Raw genomic sequence first — 22,381 nt, 5'->3', positions numbered from 1 at the left:
TTATGTAGATACAACATGCTTATTCAGATAGGTGGCGCTTAAAACGAAGAGAAGAATAAAATGCCATTCCAATAATACAGACCCCCACTAGTCCTGTAAATACTTCAGGAACCAATATAACAGTTTGCAGATACATAATCACTGCGAGTACCAAAATCGCATAAAAAGCGCCGTGCTCCAGATAACGATAATGTAACAATGTCCCTGATTCGACCAACATAATCGTCATAGAGCGAACATAAAATGCACCTATGCCAAGACCAATTGCAATAATAAAAAGATTGTGTGAAAAAGCAAAAGCACCAACAACTCCATCAAAAGAAAAACTAGCATCTAGAATTTCTAGATAAAGAAAAGCACCTGCTCCCCCTTTTGCGACCGTAGTTAAAGATCTTTTTGGAGTATCCAACAGCGAACTAACAGCTTCAACACCTATAAACGTCAAAAGTCCATAAAGACTAGCAAGTAAAAAAGCCATTTTATTTTCTGTTACAATCTGTTCTGAAAGGAATAATATCAAAACCAAAACAATTGCAATATCAATACCACCAAGCACCCCAAGCTTTTGAGCAGGTTTTTCTATAAAAGCGAGCCAATGTACCTCTTTTTCAAGGTCAAAAAAATATTTTAACCCAACCATCATGAGAAAAGTTCCCCCAAAAGCCGCAATACCTACATGAGCATCCGTTAAGATTGCAGCATACTGATGTGGCTCCCATATCGCTAATTTTACTGCCGAAATTGGATTAATCCCAACCGCCACAACAACAACCAGTAACGGAAAAACAATCCGCATCCCAAACACAGCTATCAAAATGCCCCATACCAAAAAACGACTGCGCCATAACGAATCCATTTTTCCAAGAATCCGTGCATTAATAATAGAATTATCAAAAGATAAAGAAATTTCCAAAATTCCTAAAACGCAGCAAATAAAAAAATATTTAAAAAAACCAGTAATACTTCCTGTTTCAAACCAACCAATAACCCCTCCCATAAAAATGCCAACAATCGTGAAAAAAAAAGCCCATCTAAAATAGCCTAATAGGGCCATGATCATTCCTCAAAATTTATTTCTTTAATTCATCTTCTATGATACAGAGTGAATATGGTACATATCTGAAGATTGCATATATTAACGCAAAATAGACAGAATCTACATGGCGAACCTATATGGAATCTCTTACAGAAAAAGCAAGAGAAGATTGGTTAATTTTATCTGAAATACATACCAATCTTAAATAAGATGTATCAAAAATCACCTTCTATCCACTAAAATTAAAAAAATAAAGAAAAATAAAGTTATAAATATTGACATTATATCATGAGATATTAATACATAGTGTGCCTTTATCGGTCAAAACCGATACCGTGATGATTTACTGAGGGAGATAATTCGTGGCACGTCCTGAAACTGAATCAAAAACTATATTTGGAAAACGTTTACGTTATGTACGCCTAGCTTTAGGGGATCCATCACGTGAAGCACTGGCTAAAAGTTTTAGCATGACAAAAAACTCTATTGCTTTTTATGAGCGCGGAGAAAGAGAACCAAATCTTGGTGTATTACAGATATATCGCACGCTGTACGGTGTCAATATTAATTGGCTTTTAACTGGACAGGGAAAAATGTTTGACGCAGAATATACAAAAGGTGACTTTGACTGGAACTATTTTATAAAAAAAATTGAGCGGCTTGAAGAGATTTTTGCGAACAGTGATCATAGTGAAAAACTAGATCAAGAAAAAATCGATAGCTCTTATGAAAAGTTGCAGCAGTTTTTGACAAAACAAGGCTTATCTAATAGCCTTAACTCAAAGGCTGCAACCTCTTTGATTGATACGAAGGCAAAAATGGCCAATTCCTATACCCTTAGCCTGTTCATTGATTTACTCATTCGAAGTGTATCGCAAAAAGAGATTATAGCCAATCAATAGACATCTTTATCACAAAGAATAATAAAACAAGTAAATTTATCAGTACGGAAAGAAGCACTTTTACTTTTTCCATGCTGGTAAAGTCTTGTTTACTTTATAAAATTTGTTTCTATAATAAAATCATTAAAGCTATCTGTTTAACTACAAAAAAAAATTCTAATCGAAATAAGAATACAGCCTAATTAAAATTAAAAAATAATTTTTTATAGTATAAAATACCTATTTATACATTATTGACAATAAATATTTTCTTGTTACAAGATAGGATTCTCATAGAAATTATTGTTTAAGATCAAAAAAATGAAGGGGAATATATTGACTACCCACTATAGAGACATACCTTACTGTTATAGTCAAATTGGTTGAATATTTATCCTGCAAATTATCGGCTATTTTATGAGGTGGAAAGCATGTTTTTTGAGGTGTTTCAAGGAGTTCACAATCAATGGTACTGGCGTTTAATTTCAGGGGACGAACAAAAAATCGCTTTTTCTAGTAAAGGCTATCCAACGAAACAAGATATCCTAGTAAACATTGAGCAGATAAAAGAAATTACGCATAAAGCGCTTATTAGGGAACTACAACCTTAACGTTCTTTGCTATTAAAACAAAAATTTTTCCTTTGTATATTGGGAATATCTTACCACATTTTGGTGACGAATGGAGAGTAACTTATTTTCCCTCGATAGAAAGAGTTTTTTGTGTAATTCCTAGCATACATAAATACTGTTAAATAAAGCTTTTTGCAAACGCTATTCCTATCTCCAAACCGACAACTAAATTTCTCTTGAATCTATCAATCTGCAACTTTCTCAAATCTTCAGTCTTTTCGCAATAGTAATAAACGTAATAGAACACACTCAAATTATGAATATGATTTTTCTGTCCAATCATCATAACCTATACGTTTGCTTCATACTTTTATAAAAACAGGCATCCTTCTTTCTTGCTACTTCCATGCTTTTTTATACCTGTTAGTTGAGGTTATTTTATCCATCATATACCTCGTTCTCCAAAGAAGAATACCACCCCTCCAACACTTTTTTCAGCAACATGTGCATTACCAGAAACTTTTACGTTGCCACTGACAACGACCTTCCCATAAACTTAAATGGTTTCATAAACCATAACATTGGAAAAAACTTGAAGGTTCCCTAAAAACATAAGCTCACCACTAACTCGTTCGTTATTTTTATGGTAAAAATTAGTTCTTTTGCTATCCTCAAACTCTTTAATCACTTTTCTTAACGTCTCTAAAATCTTTTAATACACAGATCCGACGCAAAATATGAACACAATCACTTTTTCGTGCTATCTTCAGATTTAATCTGTTCATGATGTTGTTTCATGGCTTCTTCATATTGCTTAATTTGTTTTTTCAGTTTTTCAATTGTTTGTTCACGTCTTTTAATCACCATATTTTGCTCTCTAATCGCCCTATCTCGTTCTTCAGTTATCTTCATAGAATCCCTTAAAAACTCATGCTTTATATTTCTTGCCTCTTCTTTAAGAGCTTTAACCTGATCGCGAGAATAAAAAAGTAACCGAAACATAATCCCACTAAAAAGCAAAACAACAATCACAGCTCCTAATAAAATTTCATTCAAACTCATTTTAATCTCCTTTAGTTGCTATTAAATCGATCATCTCGATTCATTTGTTTTATTTCGCCTTTCATCAAAAAAAGAAGACGAAACCGCATATGCTAAGTGCAACAAATTGCACTTAACACCCTTTATTCTCTCCATCAAAACACGCTAACCAATGATGCAACGCAACCCCATAAAAGCTGTAAAAATCCACACCCTCTCGCCAATTATTTGCACCGTATTTTTTACATAAAACATAAGAATACAAATAATTTCAAACGATGCTAACAGCTCAACAAACCCAATAGCCGCCTCCCCCGCATCGCCCTTTCTTACCTCTTTCATATCATATAAAATGTAGCTACCTATGCGAGTCTCTTTATCATTGCGAAAGGATTCATAGCCGCAAACCTCAGCATGACAGTAAACTTCTGCCTTCCCATGAATCTTTGCATAATCGCAAATTAAAGCGTTGACGTAAGTTTTAGAATTTCTAGAAATCTCTACAGAGTTATAAACTTGGGCATTGCCGTATACATGAACACCGCTGTAAACCTGCACATTGCTACTAATCTTAGTACTACAATAAATCTTTGTAATGTTGTGGACATGTAGCCTATTGCAAACCCCTACTTTACCATATACTGGCGCACTTCTGTAAACACAAATGAGGCAGAAAACAGGAAATATACAATATATCTGCACACTATAGCTATCATTATAAACACGAGCATCGTTATAAACCATGGCGTCAGCAAAAACATATTCATCTACAATAAAGCATCTACCGCTCGTATTAGATTTTACCCAGCAATCACCTTTGTGACCGAAAGCACCTTCATACTCTATAAAATTATTACGACCACTTTTTTTGATGTTTTCAAAGTTTCTTAACACACGCATACGATATATCGTCTAACAGTAACCTAATCTATTAAAACAAAAGGAAAACAAACCTTCTTCATCCATGAATTTGTATTTTTTCTACAGGCCCCCCCTTACCCTTAAGGCTGTAAAGCCTCGCTATATCCGTGCATCATCTGAACGCGGAAATTTCTTATAAATGCCAATGTTTGGGTATATCTTGATTTATAATGGTGCTGCGTATACTATCAGTAACATTTCATAAACACACCAAGTGTATCTCCGTCTCTGGTTATACGCGTCCACCCTGTCACAACCGTGGAACTAAGCAACCATTTTTTATTGATTCGAATCTGAAAGTGTATGCGGACATTTTGTTATTAGTTAAAAACAACTCTATATCCTTCATAAGCGAAAAGCTACGCATGGATATTTTGACGCTCCTTGTATCATATATTCTGGATTCGCAGCGCAATATTAACGCTATAGCGTAAATGTGTAAAGGTCTAAAAATGAAAAAGACTGAAAAAGATTGGTTTCAACGCTTAATTGAGTTAATAAAAAGTGATGGACGCACGATGATTGAAATAAGCAAAGCTGCAGGCTGTGGACAAAACTACGTACAACAAATGATAAACGGGGGGAAAAGACCCTCTGTAGACAAACTTATGGCTATTCTCAACACACTCGGAAATGCTAGTGCCATATATGTAATAACTGGTTTTAACATCTCCGATGAAGATTTAAAACTCATAGCTTTGATTTCGTCTGGAGATAAAAAGAAGATTGAAGCTTTAAATATTCTGTTGACTGATCAGAATTTGTAGAGGTTTCTACTATTTTCAATATTTCTTTTTTTTGAGCTGTAGATAAAGCCTCCCATTTCACGATAATATCAGATAAAGTAACCTCAAATTTTTTGTCATTCTTCATAGCTATACTCCATGCAGTCAAACTATATAACGCCAAAACGTTTACATATACCCCATACCTTAGAAAAATATTTGCAATAGGCCGTATGTCAGCAGTTGTATACAAACTGGTTTTATAAAATCAGATGAAATTCTGTTAATTATGTACCATTATGAAATAAAAGACATCACACGTTCCAGACCTTTTTATGAAAAAACTGGTATCATCACTTTTATCAATAACGCTAATAACGTTATGAAAATTTTGCGATTCGAACCAATAATTAATCTACGTGAAAATACCTCTAAAGACGTTGCTGAACTTTACGTGAGAGAATACAAAAAGCTTATTTTGAAAGAAATAATACATCACAATTCTATTCTACACAGCACTATCTATGTTTTTAAACAATATCACAAAACAAGAACATAACAATGCAATATTGTATAGCTCTTATGAACAGCAGTGTTGCCTAAAACGCTATAATATACCTTTCAAAGAAAGGCACTTTCCCTGTGAAAGCATCCTTGAAATACCGGCAGAGAGATCTAGCATGAACAAAAATGCAATACTTAAAAAGATACAATGGGCCACGCCCTAATGATCTCCGCACATAAATTGCACAACATTTACCAAAAGAAAAAAGAATCTCAACTTGTAAAAAGAAAGCATCAACAAATGTTATCATCACTGATTACATGATACACATAACATCTATGAACTACATTTTTTGTACAAGCTTGCATCGTGATAGTGCAGTTAGGATCATCCCAAAAGACGTAACAGATAATACCATTCATTTAAAACAGATATTTTTCTTTTGATTCTACTTAAACTAATGCCCCCTTAAAATTAGTCTTAGTGTGATAAAGCATTCATTTGTGAGAAAAGCAGAAATAAACTCTCATAAAAAATTTTAGCACTCTGTTTCGTGAAAAATGTAATGCAGTAGAAATTTAAAAACTAACACATGAATTAAATAAGATGAACAGCGATACGCTCAGATACTACAATGTCATAAATGAAAGTCTTTTTAGCTATACTGAAGAAAACATGGTATCACTCTATACAAAAATTAGATAGAAGACCGCTTAAAATAGAACGACCAAAAATAGAACGACCAAAAAACTTCAGAATAAACTAAAGAGACAAATCTGAAGACTTCATTATATAATATTATTTTATTTAATGGTGGGCCCGGAGGGACTCGAACCCCCAACCAAGCGGTTATGAGCCGCTGGCTCTAACCAATTGAGCTACAGGCCCCACACAGATCGCTTTTCTCTAAACTAAAACGCTCCATGATACAAGAGCCTACCTGAATTATAGCCCATCTTTTTCTCCTTTTTCTATCGGTTTTTTTCTCAGTGCCCTAATTTCTTTACAAGAACTCCCAAAAATGAGAAAGTAGTGAACTAACAAATATAAAGGAATAGATATGATAAAGATAATTTTCCAACCGTTGAATCATTATAAAGTTAAAACAATTATGATAGCACTCGCATTGCTAGCCAGCTCACTCCCCATGCATGCTGGAGAAAGCAAAATAAAAAACGCAACTATTAGAGTTACTGCAACTGGCGAAAGCCAAGCAGCACCGGATATGGCGATTATCAACTTAGCCGTTGTTACAAATGACAAAACTGCCCAAAAAGCATTAGCAGCCAATAATAAATCTATGAATGATATTGTAAATGCTTTTAAGAGCAATGGCATCCAAGCAAATGATTTACAAACATCCGGCTTATCTATTTATCAATCCAACCCCGACAAACATCACGAAAAAAAGAACAATGAAAAACTATATCATGTTTCAAATTCTTTAACAGTGCGTATTCGTGATCTTGCCAATGCTGGTAAAATATTTGATCAAGCAGTAACGCTCGGCGTTAACTCAGTTAATGGCATTACTTTTACCAACGCTGATACAAAGCCATTTTATCAAGAAGCACGTAAAAAAGCTATCACTAGAGCCATTGAAAAAGCTGAAACTATAGCACAAGCAGCAAATTTAAAATTAGGAAAAATCATTGAAATCAATGAAAATAATGATGATTATTATCCAAGTCCACGCCTTATGAGCAGTGCAACCCGTGCAAGTTACGCCGATACAAATTTTTCAGGAGGAGAGTTGGGCTATAACGTCAGTGTTACTGTAGTATTTACTATAGACTAAGTCGTACAATCTTATCAATCATGGCAAATTATTGCGCAAAAAGATTATATTACCGGCCTTCACAAAGAAGACCGGTAATATAATGGATATACGCTTCTTCAGATAATAATTCATCTTCATAAATTTCTATCTGTCCACGCGCAGAAAATTGTGTTTGATGCACCGTCTGCCAATCTCCTGACACCAGTGGATGCCACCATGGAAGGTCTTTTCCCTCATTAATCAACCGATAAGCACAATTTTCTGGAAGCCAACGAGCTGTTTTAACAGTTGCAACATCCAACGATATACAGTTTGGAACAATTGATTTGCGATGAACATAGTCCCGACACTGACAAGTTTTCTCATCTAAAAGACGACAAGCAACACTAGTTGCATAGATATCACCAGTATCATCATCTTCTATTTTGTGCAAACAACAACACCCACAGCCATCACAGAGGCTCTCCCATTCAGAAATGGAAATTTCTTCTAGTTTTTTCACTTGCCAAAAAGGAATTTCCTTACACATAAAATCGACCATATTTGTTAAATAAAAAAATCTCTTAAAATGAGATAAATAAAATTTAGTTTTTACAATTTCATAGATTTTTGTTTCTTAAAAAACACCAAATCCACTACATTGCCTCAAGACGATCTTTTTAAAACAAATTCAATAAAGATGTACTCTATCTTTAGTAAACATCTCACATGAATGTATCAAAAGCTCCATTATGAGCGAACACAAAAAATAATAAAACGCGCAATTTCAAATATCTTATAATCTAAAACAACAACATAATTAGAATGGAAACTTCAAACTCCCACAGCACTACGTAAATTGCTTGTGTAAACGGCACTGTGGTACAAAAAAATGCACCTTTGTTATCAAAAAGTTGATTCACCCCAAATAAACCACTCTTAAAATATCACATCTCTTAATAAACTTACAGCTACATACAGGTTAATGCTTTAGATATCATTCATTCCGTTGAGAAATCACCACATATCTGTCATTTTCATAGAGAGTAGCACAGATATCAAAGCTAAGAGAAACACCGAACACTGCAGATTCTATATAGAATTCAACACCTGCTTTGCAATTTTCTCAAAAAAGCTCTTAAGAACTACATAATATGTCTTTCCCTCACATGCATCAAAAAAAGAGGCATCTTTGAAAATGTACAAATCCTCTTATTTAAGAATCGAGAAAACTACGCAATTTGCGTGAACGGCTCGGATGCTTCAATTTACGAAGCGCCTTTGCTTCAATTTGACGGATACGCTCCCGCGTGACTGAAAATTGTTGACCAACTTCCTCCAGCGTATGATCAGTATTCATCCCTATACCAAAACGCATTCGCAAAACACGCTCTTCACGTGGCGTTAATGAAGCAAGTACGCGAGTCGTTGTCTCCCGCAAATTAGCTTGAATAGCTGCATCAATAGGCAATAATGCATTCCTGTCCTCAATAAAATCACCCAAATGGGAATCATCTTCATCACCAACAGGCGTCTCAAGCGAAATAGGTTCTTTTGCAATTTTAAGGACCTTTCGCACTTTTTCTAACGGCATAGAAAGCTTGCTAGATAATTCTTCTGGTGTGGGTTCACGTCCAATTTCATGTAAAATCTGGCGGGATGTACGAACAATTTTGTTAATTGTTTCAATCATATGCACAGGAATACGAATAGTACGTGCCTGATCAGCAATTGAACGTGTAATTGCCTGACGAATCCACCACGTTGCATAAGTTGAAAATTTGTACCCACGCCGATATTCAAACTTATCCACGGCTTTCATCAAACCGATGTTGCCTTCTTGGATAAGATCAAGAAACTGCAGCCCACGATTAGTATACTTTTTTGCAATTGAAATCACAAGACGCAGATTAGCTTCCACCATTTCCTTTTTAGCAATCGTTGATTCGCGTTCACCTTTCTGCACCTGCGTAACAATCCGACGAAATTCTCCAATCGAAATGGCAGTTTCTTGAGCAAGATTTTGTATTTCGCTACGCAAACGTCGAATTTCTTTTGCTTCACGCATTGAAAATTCTTGCCAGCCAGGACTTGGCAAAGTCGCAATATAATTCATCCAATCTGCATCCAATTCACGACCTTGGTATTCTTTTAAAAAATCCTCATGACCAATGCCATAACTGTTGGCGATCCGTTTCAACTTACCTTCATTATGAATCAATCTCTTATTGATATCATAAAGCTGTTCAACTAAAGCTTCGATACGATTTTGATTCAAAGAGAGAGATTTCACTGCTTGAATCAACTCGCTCTTTAATTGAATGTATTTTTTTCTCTGAGCAGGTGAAAGAGCACCTTCTTTACGCTCTGCCAAACTACTCTCAACGTGCTGATCTTGTAATTTTCGCAATTTTACATAGGTTTGTGCAATAAAATCTAATGTTTCCATGACTTGAGGACATAGTTCGTTTTCCATTGCAGCAAGTGATAAGTTAACCTCATCCTCGTCTTCTTCATCATCTTCAGCACTTCTATTGCCTATAATCCCCTCCATATTACGCGTACCTGAAGACGTCTTTTCCTCTTTTATCGTATCAATTTCACTTCGCTCAACAAGTGGAGCTTGCTTAGCTTCTGGACCAGCATAGGTCATTTCAAGATCAATAATTTCACGAAGAAGAATACGCTGCTCTTTCAATTCCTCACGCCAAATAATGAGAGCCTGAAAAGTCAAAGGACTCTCACAAAGTCCTGCGATCATTGTTTCACGCCCTGCCTCAATACGTTTAGCAATGGCAATTTCACCTTCCCGCGAAAGCAGTTCAACAGCTCCCATCTCACGTAAATACATACGCACAGGATCATCAGTACGATCTGTCACCTCACGCTTATTAGTTGTCGTTGCAATCGCATGGCTAGAAGCCTCTACTAAATCACCACCCTCTACCGCAACCTCTTCTTCATAACGTACAGACTCGACTTCATCTTCATCATCCACGACATTAATCCCCATCTCGGAGAACATCGCCAAGATATCTTCAATTTGTTCGGATGTAACCTCATCGGAAGGAAGAACTGCATTCAGCTCATCCATTGTCACATAACCATTTTTTTTGGCAAGTTTAACCATTTTTTTGATGGCATCATCAGAAAAATCAAGAAGAGGATTATCCAAACTCGCTTGGCTTATTGCTTCTACATTATCTTTCTGTTCAACCTTTGTTGCCATACCATAACTCCACTTGATCACTACGCAGCTTCTACGTGATCAACTTTTTTGTGTTTCTCACCTAACTGATCAACAATTCCTCATATATACTTCCTCTGAGAGAAGATTACTATTGCTATCGGAAAGGATACATTCCGTACACGCCCTTCTTTCACACAAAAACGCGGGAAAACTCCAGAAGTTTCCCTGACACCTCTCAGCTTTTCTGAGATAATCCCCGCAGCATACAATAAGAACCACTTTCCCGCTTTTTCAAAAATCCAATCGTCATTCTTTGTAAAAATGTCGCTCTACATAAACTTCCTTATCTTAAGCCTTAGGTGACTGATTCGCATAAAAAAAGCGAATCATTTTATCGTATCTCGCTTATTCTTATCTATTTTTTCATCCAACCAACTTCCAAATCCTTCAATTAACGCTTCTACCGCTTGCATCTGCTCCAGCTCACTTTTTATCTCACGGAGCAAAACGAAGACCTCGCTATTAGGATTTTCTACGAGTTGTTCTTCAATATCTTGTAGTCTCTTATGTAGGTGGTGTTCTTGAAGATGCAAGTAGATGGCCTGTTTTAATACAGCACGAGCATCTCCTATAGGAGCTCCGACAAAAACAGTACGCATACCAATATTTTGCACAAGACATTTCATACGCTCTAAGAGAGCCTTTTGCCCTTTTCCTTCTAAAAGCGCAATCATTGTCTCCTTATCATGAAGTTGCTGATTCCCAAGAATTTCCAACATGGATCGATGAAAGCACACCAATTGAGTGTTTTGTAATTCCAACTCAGCAAGAACTTCAAAATTTTCATACCATAACTCAGGATAGTAAGCCAAAATCAATAAAATAACAGCCTCACGCACAGGAATAGATTGCGAAGAATTGCGTACTATATCAGAATTTGCCAAAATAGAAAAAGATTGATCTTTAAATATCCTGTTTTGAGAAGGTTGATAATATTGTCCAGCAGCTTTTTTTTTAGAAAATGAAGGACGAAAAAAATCAAAAAGTCTTTTTTTTATATCTTGCAAATAATAACGGCGTATACCTTCATCCTTAATCGTAAAAATTTGCTGTTTCAGTTGTTTTTCTAACGTTGCTCGTGCCTCCGGAGTTTCAAAATTCTTTCCATGAGTAGCATGCCACCACAAAAGCTCAATCAACGGGATTGCTTTTTGCAAAAAAGAAGAAAAAAGTTGTGCACCACCAGTAGAAATAATTTCATCTGGATCTTTACCTTGTGGTAACAAAACAAAGCGCACAGAAACCCCTGCTTTTAAAAGGGGCAGCACACGATCAGCAACACGAAAGGCAGCTTTTAAACCAGCGTTATCTCCATCAAAGCACAAAATGGGATCAGTCCCCATCTGCCATAAAAGCGTAATTTGCGCTTCAGTTAATGCCGTCCCCAAAGGGGCTACCGCTCTTTCAAAACCAGCTTTAGTCAACGCAATCACATCCATATACCCCTCAACAACTAGGAGTGAATGGATTTTTTCATCACCAACGAAGCGGCTATTTTTGCGAGCTGCTGCTGCATTATAAAGCATATTTCCTTTATGAAATAGCACTGTTTCAGGGCTATTGAGATATTTAGCCGGCGTATCTTTATCTAATGCACGCCCTCCAAAAGCCACTACACGACCACGTAAGTCTTCAATAGGAAACATAATACGATTTCTAAATCGATCATAGAAAACCGTATCATTTTCACCCACTTTTAGAAGTCCACAATCTTCCATTTGTTTTATTGAAACACCGCGCGCACTTAAAGCTTCTCTCAAAGCTGTACGCCTCATGGAAGCAAAACCAATCCGAAAACGCTCTACAAGTTTTGGCGTAACACCACGCGCTTCAAGATAACGACGCGCCTGCATACCTTCTTTACTGTGTAAACTGTGTTGAAAAAAATCCGTAGCTATTCTCATAACGTCATAAAGATCAGCCTTTTCAATTTGACGTTTATGGCTTTGTGGATCAAAAAGGGGTAATTTTATTCCCGCAAAATCAGCCAAACGCTCTACACTTTCTGAAAAGTGCAATCCATCAAGCTCACACAGAAAAGTAAAAATATCACCACTTACACCACAGCCAAAACAATAATAACGACCTTTACGATCATCACAATGAAAACTTGGTGTTTTTTCACCATGAAATGGACAACAACACCAAAAATCTCCTCGCGAAGGTTTACTTTTCCGAGGGTCAAAGATGACCCTTTGACCAATAACTGTCGAAATTGGTAATTTGGTGCGGAGCTCATCAAGGAAATCAGGCGGAAAACGCATTATCTCTCACAGAGTTTTGAAATTCTTTTTTGCATATTTAACGACTTTAGAGCATAATTCCAATACTTCCTTTTAAGCGATTGAAAAATTTTAAAGGTTCGACTGCATATAATTTTAGAAATGGAGAGTAAAAAAAGTGATAGAGTTCATTGTTCAACATCCGTGGTTAAAGACTCTTGGTTGGCTCATTATTCTTATCTTTGTTGCGCTTTTAGTTAACTTCTTAGCACGCAAATTATTCATTCACGGAGTAAAAAAGCTCGCTTCTTTCCTACCCAAGAACACAACCACCGATATAGGAAACACCATTCAGTACATGGCGAATATTGTTTCAGCTTATATTCTTTCAATAGGTGTTGATTTTATCCCAACATTGCCTGATACACTCAGCACTATTATAAGCAATGTTGCTAACGCGTTCATTATTTTTGTTATTGCACTAACAATTTCCGCTCTTCTCAATGTCATTAATATCATTTACGAACAACGGCCAACAGCGCGACTAAAACCAATAAAAGGTTACATTCAAATCGCTAAAATTGCACTTTTTGCTGTCGCCACAGTTTTAATGGTAGCCACATTGATTGACCGCTCGCCTCTTATTCTCTTCTCTGGACTTGGTGCTATGGCCGCTGTCCTTATGTTGATTTTTCAAGACACGCTGCTTTCACTTGTTGCAGGCATCCAAATTTCATCCACCGATATGGTCCGTGTCGGTGATTGGATTGAAATACCCAATCTTGGTGCAGATGGTGATGTTATTGAAATTGCACTTCATACCGTAAAAATTCAAAATTTCGATAAAACAATCACTACCGTGCCTATCCGTAAACTGGTGACTGACCCTTTTAAGAATTGGCGTGGAATGGAAGAATCTGGTGGACGGCGTATCAAACGATCCCTCTTCATTGACCAATCAAGCATCCGTTTTCACACAGAAGAAGAAAAAGAATATCTTTCTCGATTTAATTTGTTAGAAAATTATTTCACGCAAAAAATACCTGAAATTAATGAATGGAACGCTCAATTGGATAAAAATCATGATGTATTAGCCAACACCCGCCGTTTAACCAATATTGGAACTTTCCGTGCTTATGTCTGCGCTTATCTACAACAACATCTAAACATCGAACAAGACATGACCCTGATGACGCGACAATTACCTCCTACACCAAATGGTCTACCCCTAGAAATCTACTGCTTTACTAATACAACCGTTTGGCTAGAATATGAACAAATTCAAGCTGATATTTTTGACCACCTTTATTCCATTCTTCCTAGCTTTGGTCTAAAGATTTTTCAAAATCCAAGCGGCTACGATTTTAATCATGTATTAAAAGCAAAAGCAAAGTAAAACTATAAGTTTCAATTAGTCAATTTTTGAATCAACCGTATTCATAACAACAAAGAAAGAAAAAGTATCATGAACGGTTCGTTGGTGCTCCTTCATCTTGCAGGTGCTATTTCTTTACTTCTTTGGGCCACACGCATGGTACGCACAGGGGTTGAACGTGCCTATGGTGACAAACTTAAATACAAAATGCGTCACGTCATTTCGAAACCATTTTTTGCTGTAAGTTTTGGACTTCTTACAGCAATGATTTTACAAAGCTCTACAGCAATAACACTCCTTGTTGGCTCTTTTGTTGAGTCCGGTGTTGTCTCTCGATTAACAGGACTTATGGCAGTGCGTGGTGGAGAATTAGGATCAGCATTAGTTGTTAAAATTCTTTCCTATGACCTCACTATCGTTGTGCCACTTTGCCTCTTAATTGGCACTTTTATCTTCATGACAACTGAAAAACGTGATTGGCGTCAAATAGGACGCATTGTCATCGGTATTGGCCTTTTGATTTTGTCTTTACAAATGATAAGCACAGCCACTGAGCCTTTACGAGACAGCGCGATTTTACCTAGCATTATTGATTATCTTTCAACAGATTCCGTGTCTACTTTTTTGTTAGCAGCCGCATTAACTTACCTCTTGCACTCATCTATTGCAGGAATAATTTTGCTGGTCAATTTCGCCAATTATGATCTTATCCACGCTCAACTATGTGTTGTAATGGTTCTTGGCGTCAACTTTGGTTCTTCTCTTATAGCACCGCTTTTAACACGCAACGCTTCTCCTAATACCCGCCTCGTTCCTTTGGGAAATTTACTCATGCGTGGAGCTGGTTCAATCCTTGTCCTTATCTTATTTCTCTTCTTTCAACCACCAATCACATGGCTAGGCAATAACGCCTCTACTCAAGTTATCAATGCCCATATCATTTTTAACGTTTTCATTCTGCTTGCTGGAATACCACTCTCAAAATGGATTTTAAAACTGACCACGAAACTCGTCTATGTAAGTACAAAAAAAACGCAAACCGATAAAACGCTTAATTTATCTGATCAAACAGCTCTTGATGATAGCGTTCTTGATCGCCCAACTTTAGCACTTTCTAATGTCATGCGCGAAGTCATCCATATTTGTGATCTTGTGGATATCATGCTAGAAAAAATTATGGGACTTTATGAAAAACCTGATCCCGATATTATCCGAGAGCTTAACCAACTGAACACCATATTGGATAAAAAGCATATTGCAATCAAGCTGTATCTCGCACGATTAGCTGGACAGAAATTGTCTGATGAAGAAGCCCTTCAAACACAAGAACTTCTCGGCGCCTGTATAAAATTGGATCAAGCAGGAGATATCATTATTCATAATATGCTTATGCTGGTAAAAAAGAAACAACAAAAAGGCCTACAATTCAGCAGTGACGGATGGAGTGACCTCCTTCGTTTCCACGCTATTGTCCTAGCCAATGCACACATCGCATTTAATGTTCTTGTTTCGCGTGATACACACACTGCGCACTTATTGGTGCAAAAAAAAGATCAGCTCCGAAATTTAGAAAAAGAGATGAGCTTAAAACATTTTAAACGCCTTCGTGAAAGTGATCTCAAAAACGTAGAATCGTCCAGCCTTCACCTTGACACTGTGCGTGATTTGAAACAGATTAATTCCCTTTTAACCTCAATGATCTACCCAATTTTAGAAGCACAGGGACTTCTCCAAAGTTCCCGCTTGTGTAATCCTACTGAACAACAAACAGCCAAATCTTGACTTAAAGAAAACTTGATCAATGAATAAACCACATTAACCATGAGGTTTTAAATATTCGGATGTTTTGGTCAAATATCCTTATAAAACGTGTACCACTCTATAGCATCATCAAAGTAAGAAGTATACCATGATAAATGCAAATATCAGTCGAATTGCAACGATTATACTAATGTCTTACAGATTCAATCTACACAAACATTTTTTAAAGAGTTAAAAAAACGTTTTTCAACATCATATCAAACAAAATTTATACTGTATTGTAAAATTTATTTGTTACATTATTAATATAAGTTTATTTTTTTAAAGCTTTTTATAGCACTTTGTAATAAATATACTTTTAATTCTCTAATAATAATTTTATAGCTACTATTTTTCTTACATAAAATGGTTGCTAACTTCAACAATTTTTGATACATAGAATAAATCGTGTGTATTTGTGATTTTATAAATATAATGCTCCACGCATAGAGTGTTTGTGTTAGTTGAAAATCATTGAAGTAAAAAGTAGCAAAGTTCCACCAGCAATATCCTCCGTTCGAGCAAAAAGCAAGGCTTGACCTTTACAAAGCTTATCCTAATTAAAACAGGCAAAGGAGAGTATCATGGAAGACGCAAACATCGGCTGGATTGCAGCTATTATCATCGGCGGACTTGCAGGCTTAGCTGCACAGTATCTTATGAAAAGCCAAACGGGAGTGTTTCTAAACATTATTTTAGGAATTATTGGAGCCGCATTAGCCAGCTTTCTTTTTGGCCTTTTAGGTGTGAGCTTTGCTGGTTGGCTTGGCTATCTTATTTCAGGTTTTATAGGAGCTTGCATTCTCATATGGATAGGACGAAAAGTTAGATCGTAGGAGACTTATTCATTTTTTAAAACATCTTTGGTGCAAATGAAACTGTTAAAATATTTCCACCATAGCCTTAAATATTATAAACAGTTGTGGAAGGGTGGTAGGATATTTAAATCACGATTTTTTTGCATCTCCATCCTTCCATCGTTAACACTAAAAACGACAAAGATTTTTATAACTTACCGCCTCCTACCAGTGTCTGCAATCTATTTATACCGGCAAAGATGGCGACGTTGTTTTCATGATTACTTAATCCCGAAAAATCAAAGTAGGGATTAGATCTTGAGACACTACTTGTAAGACATAATCTATTCTACTCTCATCATGATCTCTAAAAATTGTTTTACATAAGCTTGCTAATTTTGTGACTCAGCTCTTACATACCTAATACTTTCATAAATATAATAATTTTAACTTTTTAAAATGCACTCTGCTTGTACTGATACAGTAGATACAGGAGAATAATAACATATTTTATCATTTTTATCTTTAATTATAGGAGCTATTTCATAGCTCGTTATTTGATTCATTTTCACCTTTTCTAAATCATTTAAATGAGTTTCTGTATTATAAATAATTCTACCACCTTTACATCTAAGTTTACATAGTTTGAGTATCTCTTCATTTTCTAAACTATTAAATAAGCTCTCCCCTACTTCTCATATTTCTTCTTTAAGCCTTCTCGCATAAGTAAACTCTTCATCTCTTTTTATGTGCATCACAAACAAATTTTAAAGTACGAAACGCTTTACTCCATGCTCCATTTCTATCAAGAAAATTTCAGAACACATTGTATGAAAGAGCTTGATTTAAATCGCTGTACATTATTTTTACCTTCTAATGATTTTGATCTTTTCTAATGCAAAATCAACCCATGATGTATTTTTGCATACCATTTTTTAATTACCTCTACAGTAAATTTCTTTGTACACGCTCTCATTTAAAATCTTGCTGACTTTGCATTCCCGCATTACAATAGAGATACCTATTTATATCATCTGGCACAGTATACGGGATGCGATTTTGGATGTAGAGTGAATGATGTCTGATCCTAGAGATTCCATCTTGCCACCTTTAAAGTGGCTTTCTGACCAAAATCCTCCAGTACCAGAAAACGTCCGTGATTGGCTCATGGAAACGGGCTCAATGACACTCCGATTACAAAACCACTGTACTCACTTACGTATCGAACCCCAGCGTGAATGTTTTATTACACATAACAAACTGCAAGAAGAAGCAGAACATCTTCCCAAGAGTGCACGTTATTGGCTACGCGAAGTCATACTGATGGGAGATGATCAGCCCTGGCTTCTTGGGCGTACTGTAATCCCCCAAGAAACCCTATTCGCACACAATCAAGCACTCATGCATTTGGGCGCTGTACCATTAGGGCACTATTTATTTAACAGTGGTAGATTGACACGTGATTACATCCACATGGGCCAACAAGGTGCATTGTGGGCACGTCGTTCTCGTTTGCGTTTAACAGGAAAACCATTGTTGCTAACCGAGCTATTTTTAACAGCTTCACCGCTTTACACAACAAACTCCGCATAAATGAAAGAGGCCATACTCCTCCCAATATAAGAAACAAATTGATTCTTATATACCTTTTCGGGGTGAGAGAATAAATTTTTCAAGATTACCTCAACAGCATATTACAAATGAGAGTTTCTTTTCATTACAACCCTTCAAATATAACACAAACTTTCCTTTATACTTTGAAGCTACGCTCCATGATAACAAAATCATCTCATTTAAATTACCTGTAGAATAGTAATCACTCTTGAAAAGACGGTAGCACTCAATAATGAATGCTTTGGAACATCAAAAAAAGCAACGACATGCTCCTATAAAAATTTTAAGGCAGTTTTTTCTTAACCACCTTATTTTCTCAAAAAGCTTGTTGGGATTGAAAACTATAAATCTTTTTTAGAAAAGTTAAAATACCGACTTATTTATCTCAAAAAAATATTCTTTCGTGCTAACTTTTATGAAATAAGAGTATTACTACTATTGTCTTCGTACTCTCTCTGCTCTGAGCAAGCTACTGGTAAAAAATAACTTTCAGATATCTTTAGCAAATGGATACGGTTTATCTCAATTTTTCACGAAAGCTACTACAAACTTTAGAAAAAACTATTTGCCCCGCGTAACATTCCTTGAGCCATGTTATAAGCTGACCGATATCACGTAATCTTTCAGCTTTTGTTTGTTCTGAAAAGCCTGCTTAACTTCCTTCTCATCAAACTGATAAGGAAAGAGATTCACGAATAACTTCCATTTCCGACTATTCCCCTATCAGAGCTAAACAACCAAGTTCTTTATAAATGAGCGTTATCTCCTCATGCTGTTGAAGTATTCTAATGAAAATAGACTGTATCTGATGATACTACACTTCTAGCTTCTCTTCATCAAAACAAAGAGTGCCATGATCCTTAACCGCAGCATACATTAAAAAAAGTGTAGAAAAACGCGCGCTATCTTGCATCTTTAAAGCAGTTTTGAGTACCATATCAATTTGAGCACGCAACACAGATTGCCCCAATTTGTTCAAACAAAAAACAGTTTTTCATCATTCCTTACACATTTTACTATGCACGATACAGAATAATGAACACTATATTTTTGAAAATCCAAAAACAGGACTTTACCTCTTTATGGAATAGACCTATACTCCTTGCCTTAAGCGAAACATTGTAAGAACAATATACATAGCATCTGTTATAGTTGTGCTTTTGTGTAGCGTTGATCATTATACCTTTCAGAAAATAACATTGTGGGCACACACTATGACACAAATTACCCCATCTTGCGAACCATGGAGTATAAGCAAACCTACAGCCCTCTTAGTATTAGCCAATGGAACAATCGTTGAAGGTAAAGGAGCAGGTGCTACGGGTATTGCCGAAGCTGAAGTGTGTTTCAACACCGCCATAACAGGCTATGAGGAAATTCTTACAGACCCATCATATACGCAACAAATCATTAATTTCACTTTTCCTCATATAGGAAATGTAGGCACAAACAACGAAGATATTGAAGATCTCACACCCTTGAATTGTCATGGTGCTGTTGGCGCTATTTTTAAAGCAGATATTACGAATCCCTCTAACTACCGAGCGAATGAAAACCTTAATCAATGGCTTAAAGCACGTAAAATTATTGCACTTTGCGGTATTGATACGCGTGCGTTGACAATTCTTATCCGTGAAAAAGGTGCACAAAATGCCATCATTGCGCATGATCCTCAGGGAAATTTTGATATCCCTTCTTTGAAGAAGCGTGCACAAAAATGGCTCGGTCTCATCAATCTCGATCTTACAAAAGAGGTCACATCAAAATCATTAAGGCAATGGAATGAAAAACCATGGGTATGGAATAAAGGATATAGTGAAAATAGTGTACACAATCTTCATATCATTGCAATCGACTATGGCATTAAGCGTAACATTCTTCGTCTTATGGCCACACAAGATGCACGCATTACTGTTGTGCCTGCACACACAAATGCAGAAGAAATTTTAGCAATGAACCCTGATGGTATTTTTCTTTCCAATGGCCCCGGTGATCCAGCCGCTACAGCCCAATATGCCATCCCAACTATCAAAACATTGATTGATCATAATTTACCACTTTTCGGTATATGTCTTGGTCATCAACTTCTCGCTCTTACTATGGGCGCAAAAACCGTAAAAATGCATCAAGGACACCATGGCGCCAACCACCCTGTCAAAGATCTTAACACAGGAAAAGTCGAAATTGTATCAATGAATCATGGTTTTGCCGTAGATGCTACATCTTTACCACACCATGTTCAAGAAACACATATTTCCCTCTTTGATGGTTCAAACTGTGGCATTCGTATCATTGGAAAACCAATTTTTTCTGTTCAATATCACCCTGAAGCTTCTCCCGGACCACAAGATAGTTACTACCTCTTTAAACATTTCAGCGAACTTATTATGAACTATAAAAAAATAGCGTAATTAAAGTGCTTTTCTTTTGGTTATTCTTCCCCGAATTGTACCCTTTTTCTGCACACAAACATATCGCTTTTCAGCAATAAAACAGCTCAATTTACTTATAGAATTAAATTTTTGCCTTTTGAATTGTCTTAGCAAGAAAACTCTGACCAGTTATCATTTTAAGCTGATTAGCGTACCCGTAAAGCAAAAACTATTATCGCAACAACAAGCACAAAGAAACTCCCGACAAAAGGTGCGCCAGAAAAATAAAACACCGCACCTTCGTGTGTAAATCGTTCGAAGAGAAACATATAAAAAATGGAGCCAAATATTAAGCTTAATGAAAAAATAGAGGCTATTGCTCCCTGTAATTCTCCTTGTGCATTTAGCGGCACCTGTGCTGAGGCAATAGCACGCATAGGTGCCTGAACAAGATACTCACCCATTGTACACACAAACACCAAATAAACCATCCACCCTTGTATTGCAAATGTGTATCCAAGCGCACCAGCCGACGCAAAAAGGAGCCCCACCATCACAATCCACCAGTTACTCCATCGCTTAGACAAATAGGGCAGAACGAGAGCTACGACAATAATCTGTCCTATCCCGAAAAAACTATACGATAATCCAATAGACAAAGAATTCCAACCATAGCGTTCTTTAGCAATGAATGCCCAAATGCTTGGCCATACAGATTCCGCAAACCAATAAAGAAAAAAGACTACTAACATCCAGAGAATCATTGGATACTGTCTGAATTGCAAAAGAGCACCCAAAGGAGTTGCACGCTTAATATCAAAAGAGCGCCTATTCTGCATATAAAGAGTTTCTGGAAGCATAGCCCACGCAAAAATAAAATTAATGAATGAAAAACAAGCGGCAAAATAAAACGGAATACGTAGCCCAAATTGGCCTAAAAAACCGCCGATAAACGAGCCTAAAATAAACCCCAATCCGGATGCAATTCCTAACAAACCAAAATTGCGCGTGCGGGTCCTGTCATCGGATATATCAGCAACATAAGCCGTACAGATTGCAAAACTAGCACCACTCATCCCTACTAAAAGACGCCCAATAAACACTATAGAATAGCACCATGCTATAGCACATATAAAATTATAAATAGCAAAAATGATAATGGAGATAAGCAAAATAGGACGGCGTCCGTAACGATCAGAAAGATTTCCAATAACAGGAGCAAAGAGAAATTGCATGACTGAATAAGCTGCCAGTAATTTTCCTCCCTTAATGGAAGCCTCACTAATCCCCTTTCCTGTCAACTGAACAAAATAGTCGGGCAAAATAGGACTAACGATTGCAATACCAATAGTATCCAATAACAAAGTAATGAAAATTAAAATAAGCCCACGGCGAATAAACTGCGAATTAAGTATTTGATCATTGATAGCATGCATATTGTGTTCCCTACTATCTTCTAAACCCTACCTCTTGTTAAAAACCGCTAGATAGCATAATTTTTTCTGATAAAA

Annotated in this window: 17 protein-coding genes, 1 tRNA gene and 1 pseudogene; 9 read left to right on the top strand and 10 right to left on the bottom strand. The window is 36.5% G+C overall.

The features are described 5' to 3' along the window. Positions 1-1,054 (bottom strand): annotated as a pseudogene (locus GQO39_RS02085) (DUF475 domain-containing protein). Positions 1,055-1,398: 344 nt separating this feature from the next. Here GQO39_RS02085 and GQO39_RS02080 point away from each other — a divergent pair. Both GQO39_RS02080 and GQO39_RS02075 read left to right on the top strand, forming a co-directional pair. Continuing rightward, positions 1,399-1,938: a helix-turn-helix domain-containing protein gene (locus tag GQO39_RS02080; protein WP_156850738.1), complete on the top strand. Its 540-nt coding sequence runs from the start codon at positions 1,399-1,401 to the stop codon at positions 1,936-1,938. A gap of 410 nt (positions 1,939-2,348) precedes the next feature. Then, the gene (locus GQO39_RS02075) at positions 2,349-2,528 is read left to right on the top strand and encodes a YegP family protein (protein ID WP_007553441.1); all 180 of its coding nucleotides are present in this window, start codon (positions 2,349-2,351) and stop codon (positions 2,526-2,528) included. A 708-nt stretch (positions 2,529-3,236) separates the two neighbouring features. On the opposite strand, the gene GQO39_RS02070 is transcribed toward GQO39_RS02075, so the two are convergent. Both GQO39_RS02070 and GQO39_RS02065 read right to left on the bottom strand, forming a co-directional pair. Next, a complete protein-coding gene (locus GQO39_RS02070; RefSeq protein WP_007553442.1) occupies positions 3,237-3,551 on the bottom strand; it encodes a hypothetical protein in 315 nt (104 codons plus the stop codon). A gap of 144 nt (positions 3,552-3,695) precedes the next feature. Next, complete coding sequence (locus GQO39_RS02065) at positions 3,696-4,430, bottom strand: hypothetical protein (RefSeq protein ID WP_156850737.1); 735 nt, start codon at positions 4,428-4,430, stop codon at positions 3,696-3,698. Positions 4,431-4,903: 473 nt separating this feature from the next. On the opposite strand from GQO39_RS02065, the gene GQO39_RS02060 reads away from it, so the two are divergent. Further along, on the top strand, positions 4,904-5,218 hold the full coding sequence (locus GQO39_RS02060) for a helix-turn-helix domain-containing protein (RefSeq protein WP_156850736.1): 315 nt from the start codon (positions 4,904-4,906) through the stop codon (positions 5,216-5,218). Here GQO39_RS02060 and GQO39_RS09085 read toward each other — a convergent pair. Both GQO39_RS09085 and GQO39_RS02050 read right to left on the bottom strand, forming a co-directional pair. Next, positions 5,142-5,324 carry a hypothetical protein gene (locus GQO39_RS09085; protein ID WP_156850735.1) on the bottom strand — a complete coding sequence of 61 codons (183 nt, stop codon included), beginning with the start codon at positions 5,322-5,324 and terminating at the stop codon, positions 5,142-5,144. The genes GQO39_RS02060 and GQO39_RS09085 overlap by 77 nt on opposite strands. A 1,168-nt stretch (positions 5,325-6,492) precedes the next feature. Beyond that, positions 6,493-6,569, bottom strand: a tRNA-Ile gene (locus GQO39_RS02050). A gap of 172 nt (positions 6,570-6,741) precedes the next feature. Between GQO39_RS02050 and GQO39_RS02045 the strand changes: the two genes are divergently transcribed. Beyond that, positions 6,742-7,479, top strand: a complete 738-nt coding sequence (locus GQO39_RS02045) for an SIMPL domain-containing protein (RefSeq protein WP_156850734.1) — start codon at positions 6,742-6,744, stop codon at positions 7,477-7,479. Positions 7,480-7,528: 49 nt separating this feature from the next. Here GQO39_RS02045 and GQO39_RS02040 read toward each other — a convergent pair whose 3' ends face one another. From GQO39_RS02040 to dnaG, 3 genes are all read right to left on the bottom strand, one after another. Beyond that, positions 7,529-7,990: a YcgN family cysteine cluster protein gene (locus GQO39_RS02040; protein ID WP_156850733.1), complete on the bottom strand. Its 462-nt coding sequence runs from the start codon at positions 7,988-7,990 to the stop codon at positions 7,529-7,531. A 666-nt stretch (positions 7,991-8,656) separates the two neighbouring features. Then, positions 8,657-10,669: an RNA polymerase sigma factor RpoD gene (gene rpoD, locus GQO39_RS02035; protein WP_156850732.1), complete on the bottom strand. Its 2,013-nt coding sequence runs from the start codon at positions 10,667-10,669 to the stop codon at positions 8,657-8,659. Positions 10,670-11,016: 347 nt separating this feature from the next. Then, positions 11,017-12,954, bottom strand: a complete 1,938-nt coding sequence (gene dnaG / locus GQO39_RS02030; RefSeq protein ID WP_156850731.1) for a DNA primase — start codon at positions 12,952-12,954, stop codon at positions 11,017-11,019. A 136-nt stretch (positions 12,955-13,090) separates the two neighbouring features. On the opposite strand from dnaG, the gene GQO39_RS02025 reads away from it, so the two are divergent. The 4 genes from GQO39_RS02025 (at position 13,091) to ubiC (ending at position 18,477) form a co-directional block, all read left to right on the top strand. Next, complete coding sequence (locus GQO39_RS02025; protein WP_156850730.1) at positions 13,091-14,308, top strand: mechanosensitive ion channel family protein; 1,218 nt, start codon at positions 13,091-13,093, stop codon at positions 14,306-14,308. Between the two features lie 69 nt (positions 14,309-14,377). Continuing rightward, complete coding sequence (locus GQO39_RS02020; protein ID WP_156850729.1) at positions 14,378-16,069, top strand: Na/Pi cotransporter family protein; 1,692 nt, start codon at positions 14,378-14,380, stop codon at positions 16,067-16,069. Positions 16,070-16,671: 602 nt separating this feature from the next. Further along, complete coding sequence (locus GQO39_RS02015; RefSeq protein WP_007553453.1) at positions 16,672-16,923, top strand: GlsB/YeaQ/YmgE family stress response membrane protein; 252 nt, start codon at positions 16,672-16,674, stop codon at positions 16,921-16,923. Positions 16,924-17,958: 1,035 nt separating this feature from the next. Next, positions 17,959-18,477 (top strand): chorismate lyase, encoded by a 519-nt coding sequence (gene ubiC, locus GQO39_RS02010; protein ID WP_007553455.1) that lies wholly within the window; start codon positions 17,959-17,961, stop codon positions 18,475-18,477. Positions 18,478-19,312: 835 nt separating this feature from the next. Here ubiC and GQO39_RS09080 read toward each other — a convergent pair. Continuing rightward, entirely contained in the window at positions 19,313-19,456 is a 144-nt protein-coding gene (locus GQO39_RS09080) for a hypothetical protein (protein ID WP_246668503.1), read from the bottom strand. A gap of 256 nt (positions 19,457-19,712) precedes the next feature. On the opposite strand from GQO39_RS09080, the gene carA reads away from it, so the two are divergent. Then, positions 19,713-20,909, top strand: coding sequence for a glutamine-hydrolyzing carbamoyl-phosphate synthase small subunit (gene carA, locus GQO39_RS02000; RefSeq protein WP_156850728.1), 1,197 nt, complete (start codon positions 19,713-19,715; stop codon positions 20,907-20,909). 167 nt (positions 20,910-21,076) lie between these two features. Here carA and GQO39_RS01995 read toward each other — a convergent pair whose 3' ends face one another. Beyond that, positions 21,077-22,306, bottom strand: a complete 1,230-nt coding sequence (locus GQO39_RS01995) for an MFS transporter (protein ID WP_198039399.1) — start codon at positions 22,304-22,306, stop codon at positions 21,077-21,079. Between the last annotated feature and the right edge of the window lie 75 nt (positions 22,307-22,381).

This window comes from Bartonella refiksaydamii (assembly GCF_902652675.1).
Taxonomy (GTDB): domain Bacteria; phylum Pseudomonadota; class Alphaproteobacteria; order Rhizobiales; family Rhizobiaceae; genus Bartonella; species Bartonella refiksaydamii.
Note: the sequence above shows the minus strand (reverse complement) of the source record. Positions and strands in the feature narration are given on the sequence as shown.

Bases quoted from the DNA above. Each gene is read 5' to 3' on its own strand.
- GQO39_RS02020 (WP_156850729.1), top strand. From the start codon at position 14,378: ATGAACGGTTCGTTGGTGCTCCTTCATCTTGCAGGTGCTATTTCTTTA.
- GQO39_RS09085 (WP_156850735.1), bottom strand. From the start codon at position 5,324: ATGAAGAATGACAAAAAATTTGAGGTTACTTTATCTGATATTATCGTG.
- dnaG (WP_156850731.1), bottom strand. From the start codon at position 12,954: ATGCGTTTTCCGCCTGATTTCCTTGATGAGCTCCGCACCAAATTACCA.
- ubiC (WP_007553455.1), top strand. From the start codon at position 17,959: ATGATGTCTGATCCTAGAGATTCCATCTTGCCACCTTTAAAGTGGCTT.
- carA (WP_156850728.1), top strand. From the start codon at position 19,713: ATGACACAAATTACCCCATCTTGCGAACCATGGAGTATAAGCAAACCT.
- GQO39_RS01995 (WP_198039399.1), bottom strand. From the start codon at position 22,306: ATGCATGCTATCAATGATCAAATACTTAATTCGCAGTTTATTCGCCGT.
- rpoD (WP_156850732.1), bottom strand. From the start codon at position 10,669: ATGGCAACAAAGGTTGAACAGAAAGATAATGTAGAAGCAATAAGCCAA.
- GQO39_RS02060 (WP_156850736.1), top strand. From the start codon at position 4,904: ATGAAAAAGACTGAAAAAGATTGGTTTCAACGCTTAATTGAGTTAATA.
- GQO39_RS02045 (WP_156850734.1), top strand. From the start codon at position 6,742: ATGATAAAGATAATTTTCCAACCGTTGAATCATTATAAAGTTAAAACA.
- GQO39_RS02015 (WP_007553453.1), top strand. From the start codon at position 16,672: ATGGAAGACGCAAACATCGGCTGGATTGCAGCTATTATCATCGGCGGA.
- GQO39_RS02070 (WP_007553442.1), bottom strand. From the start codon at position 3,551: ATGAGTTTGAATGAAATTTTATTAGGAGCTGTGATTGTTGTTTTGCTT.
- GQO39_RS02065 (WP_156850737.1), bottom strand. From the start codon at position 4,430: ATGCGTGTGTTAAGAAACTTTGAAAACATCAAAAAAAGTGGTCGTAAT.
- GQO39_RS02040 (WP_156850733.1), bottom strand. From the start codon at position 7,990: ATGTGTAAGGAAATTCCTTTTTGGCAAGTGAAAAAACTAGAAGAAATT.
- GQO39_RS02075 (WP_007553441.1), top strand. From the start codon at position 2,349: ATGTTTTTTGAGGTGTTTCAAGGAGTTCACAATCAATGGTACTGGCGT.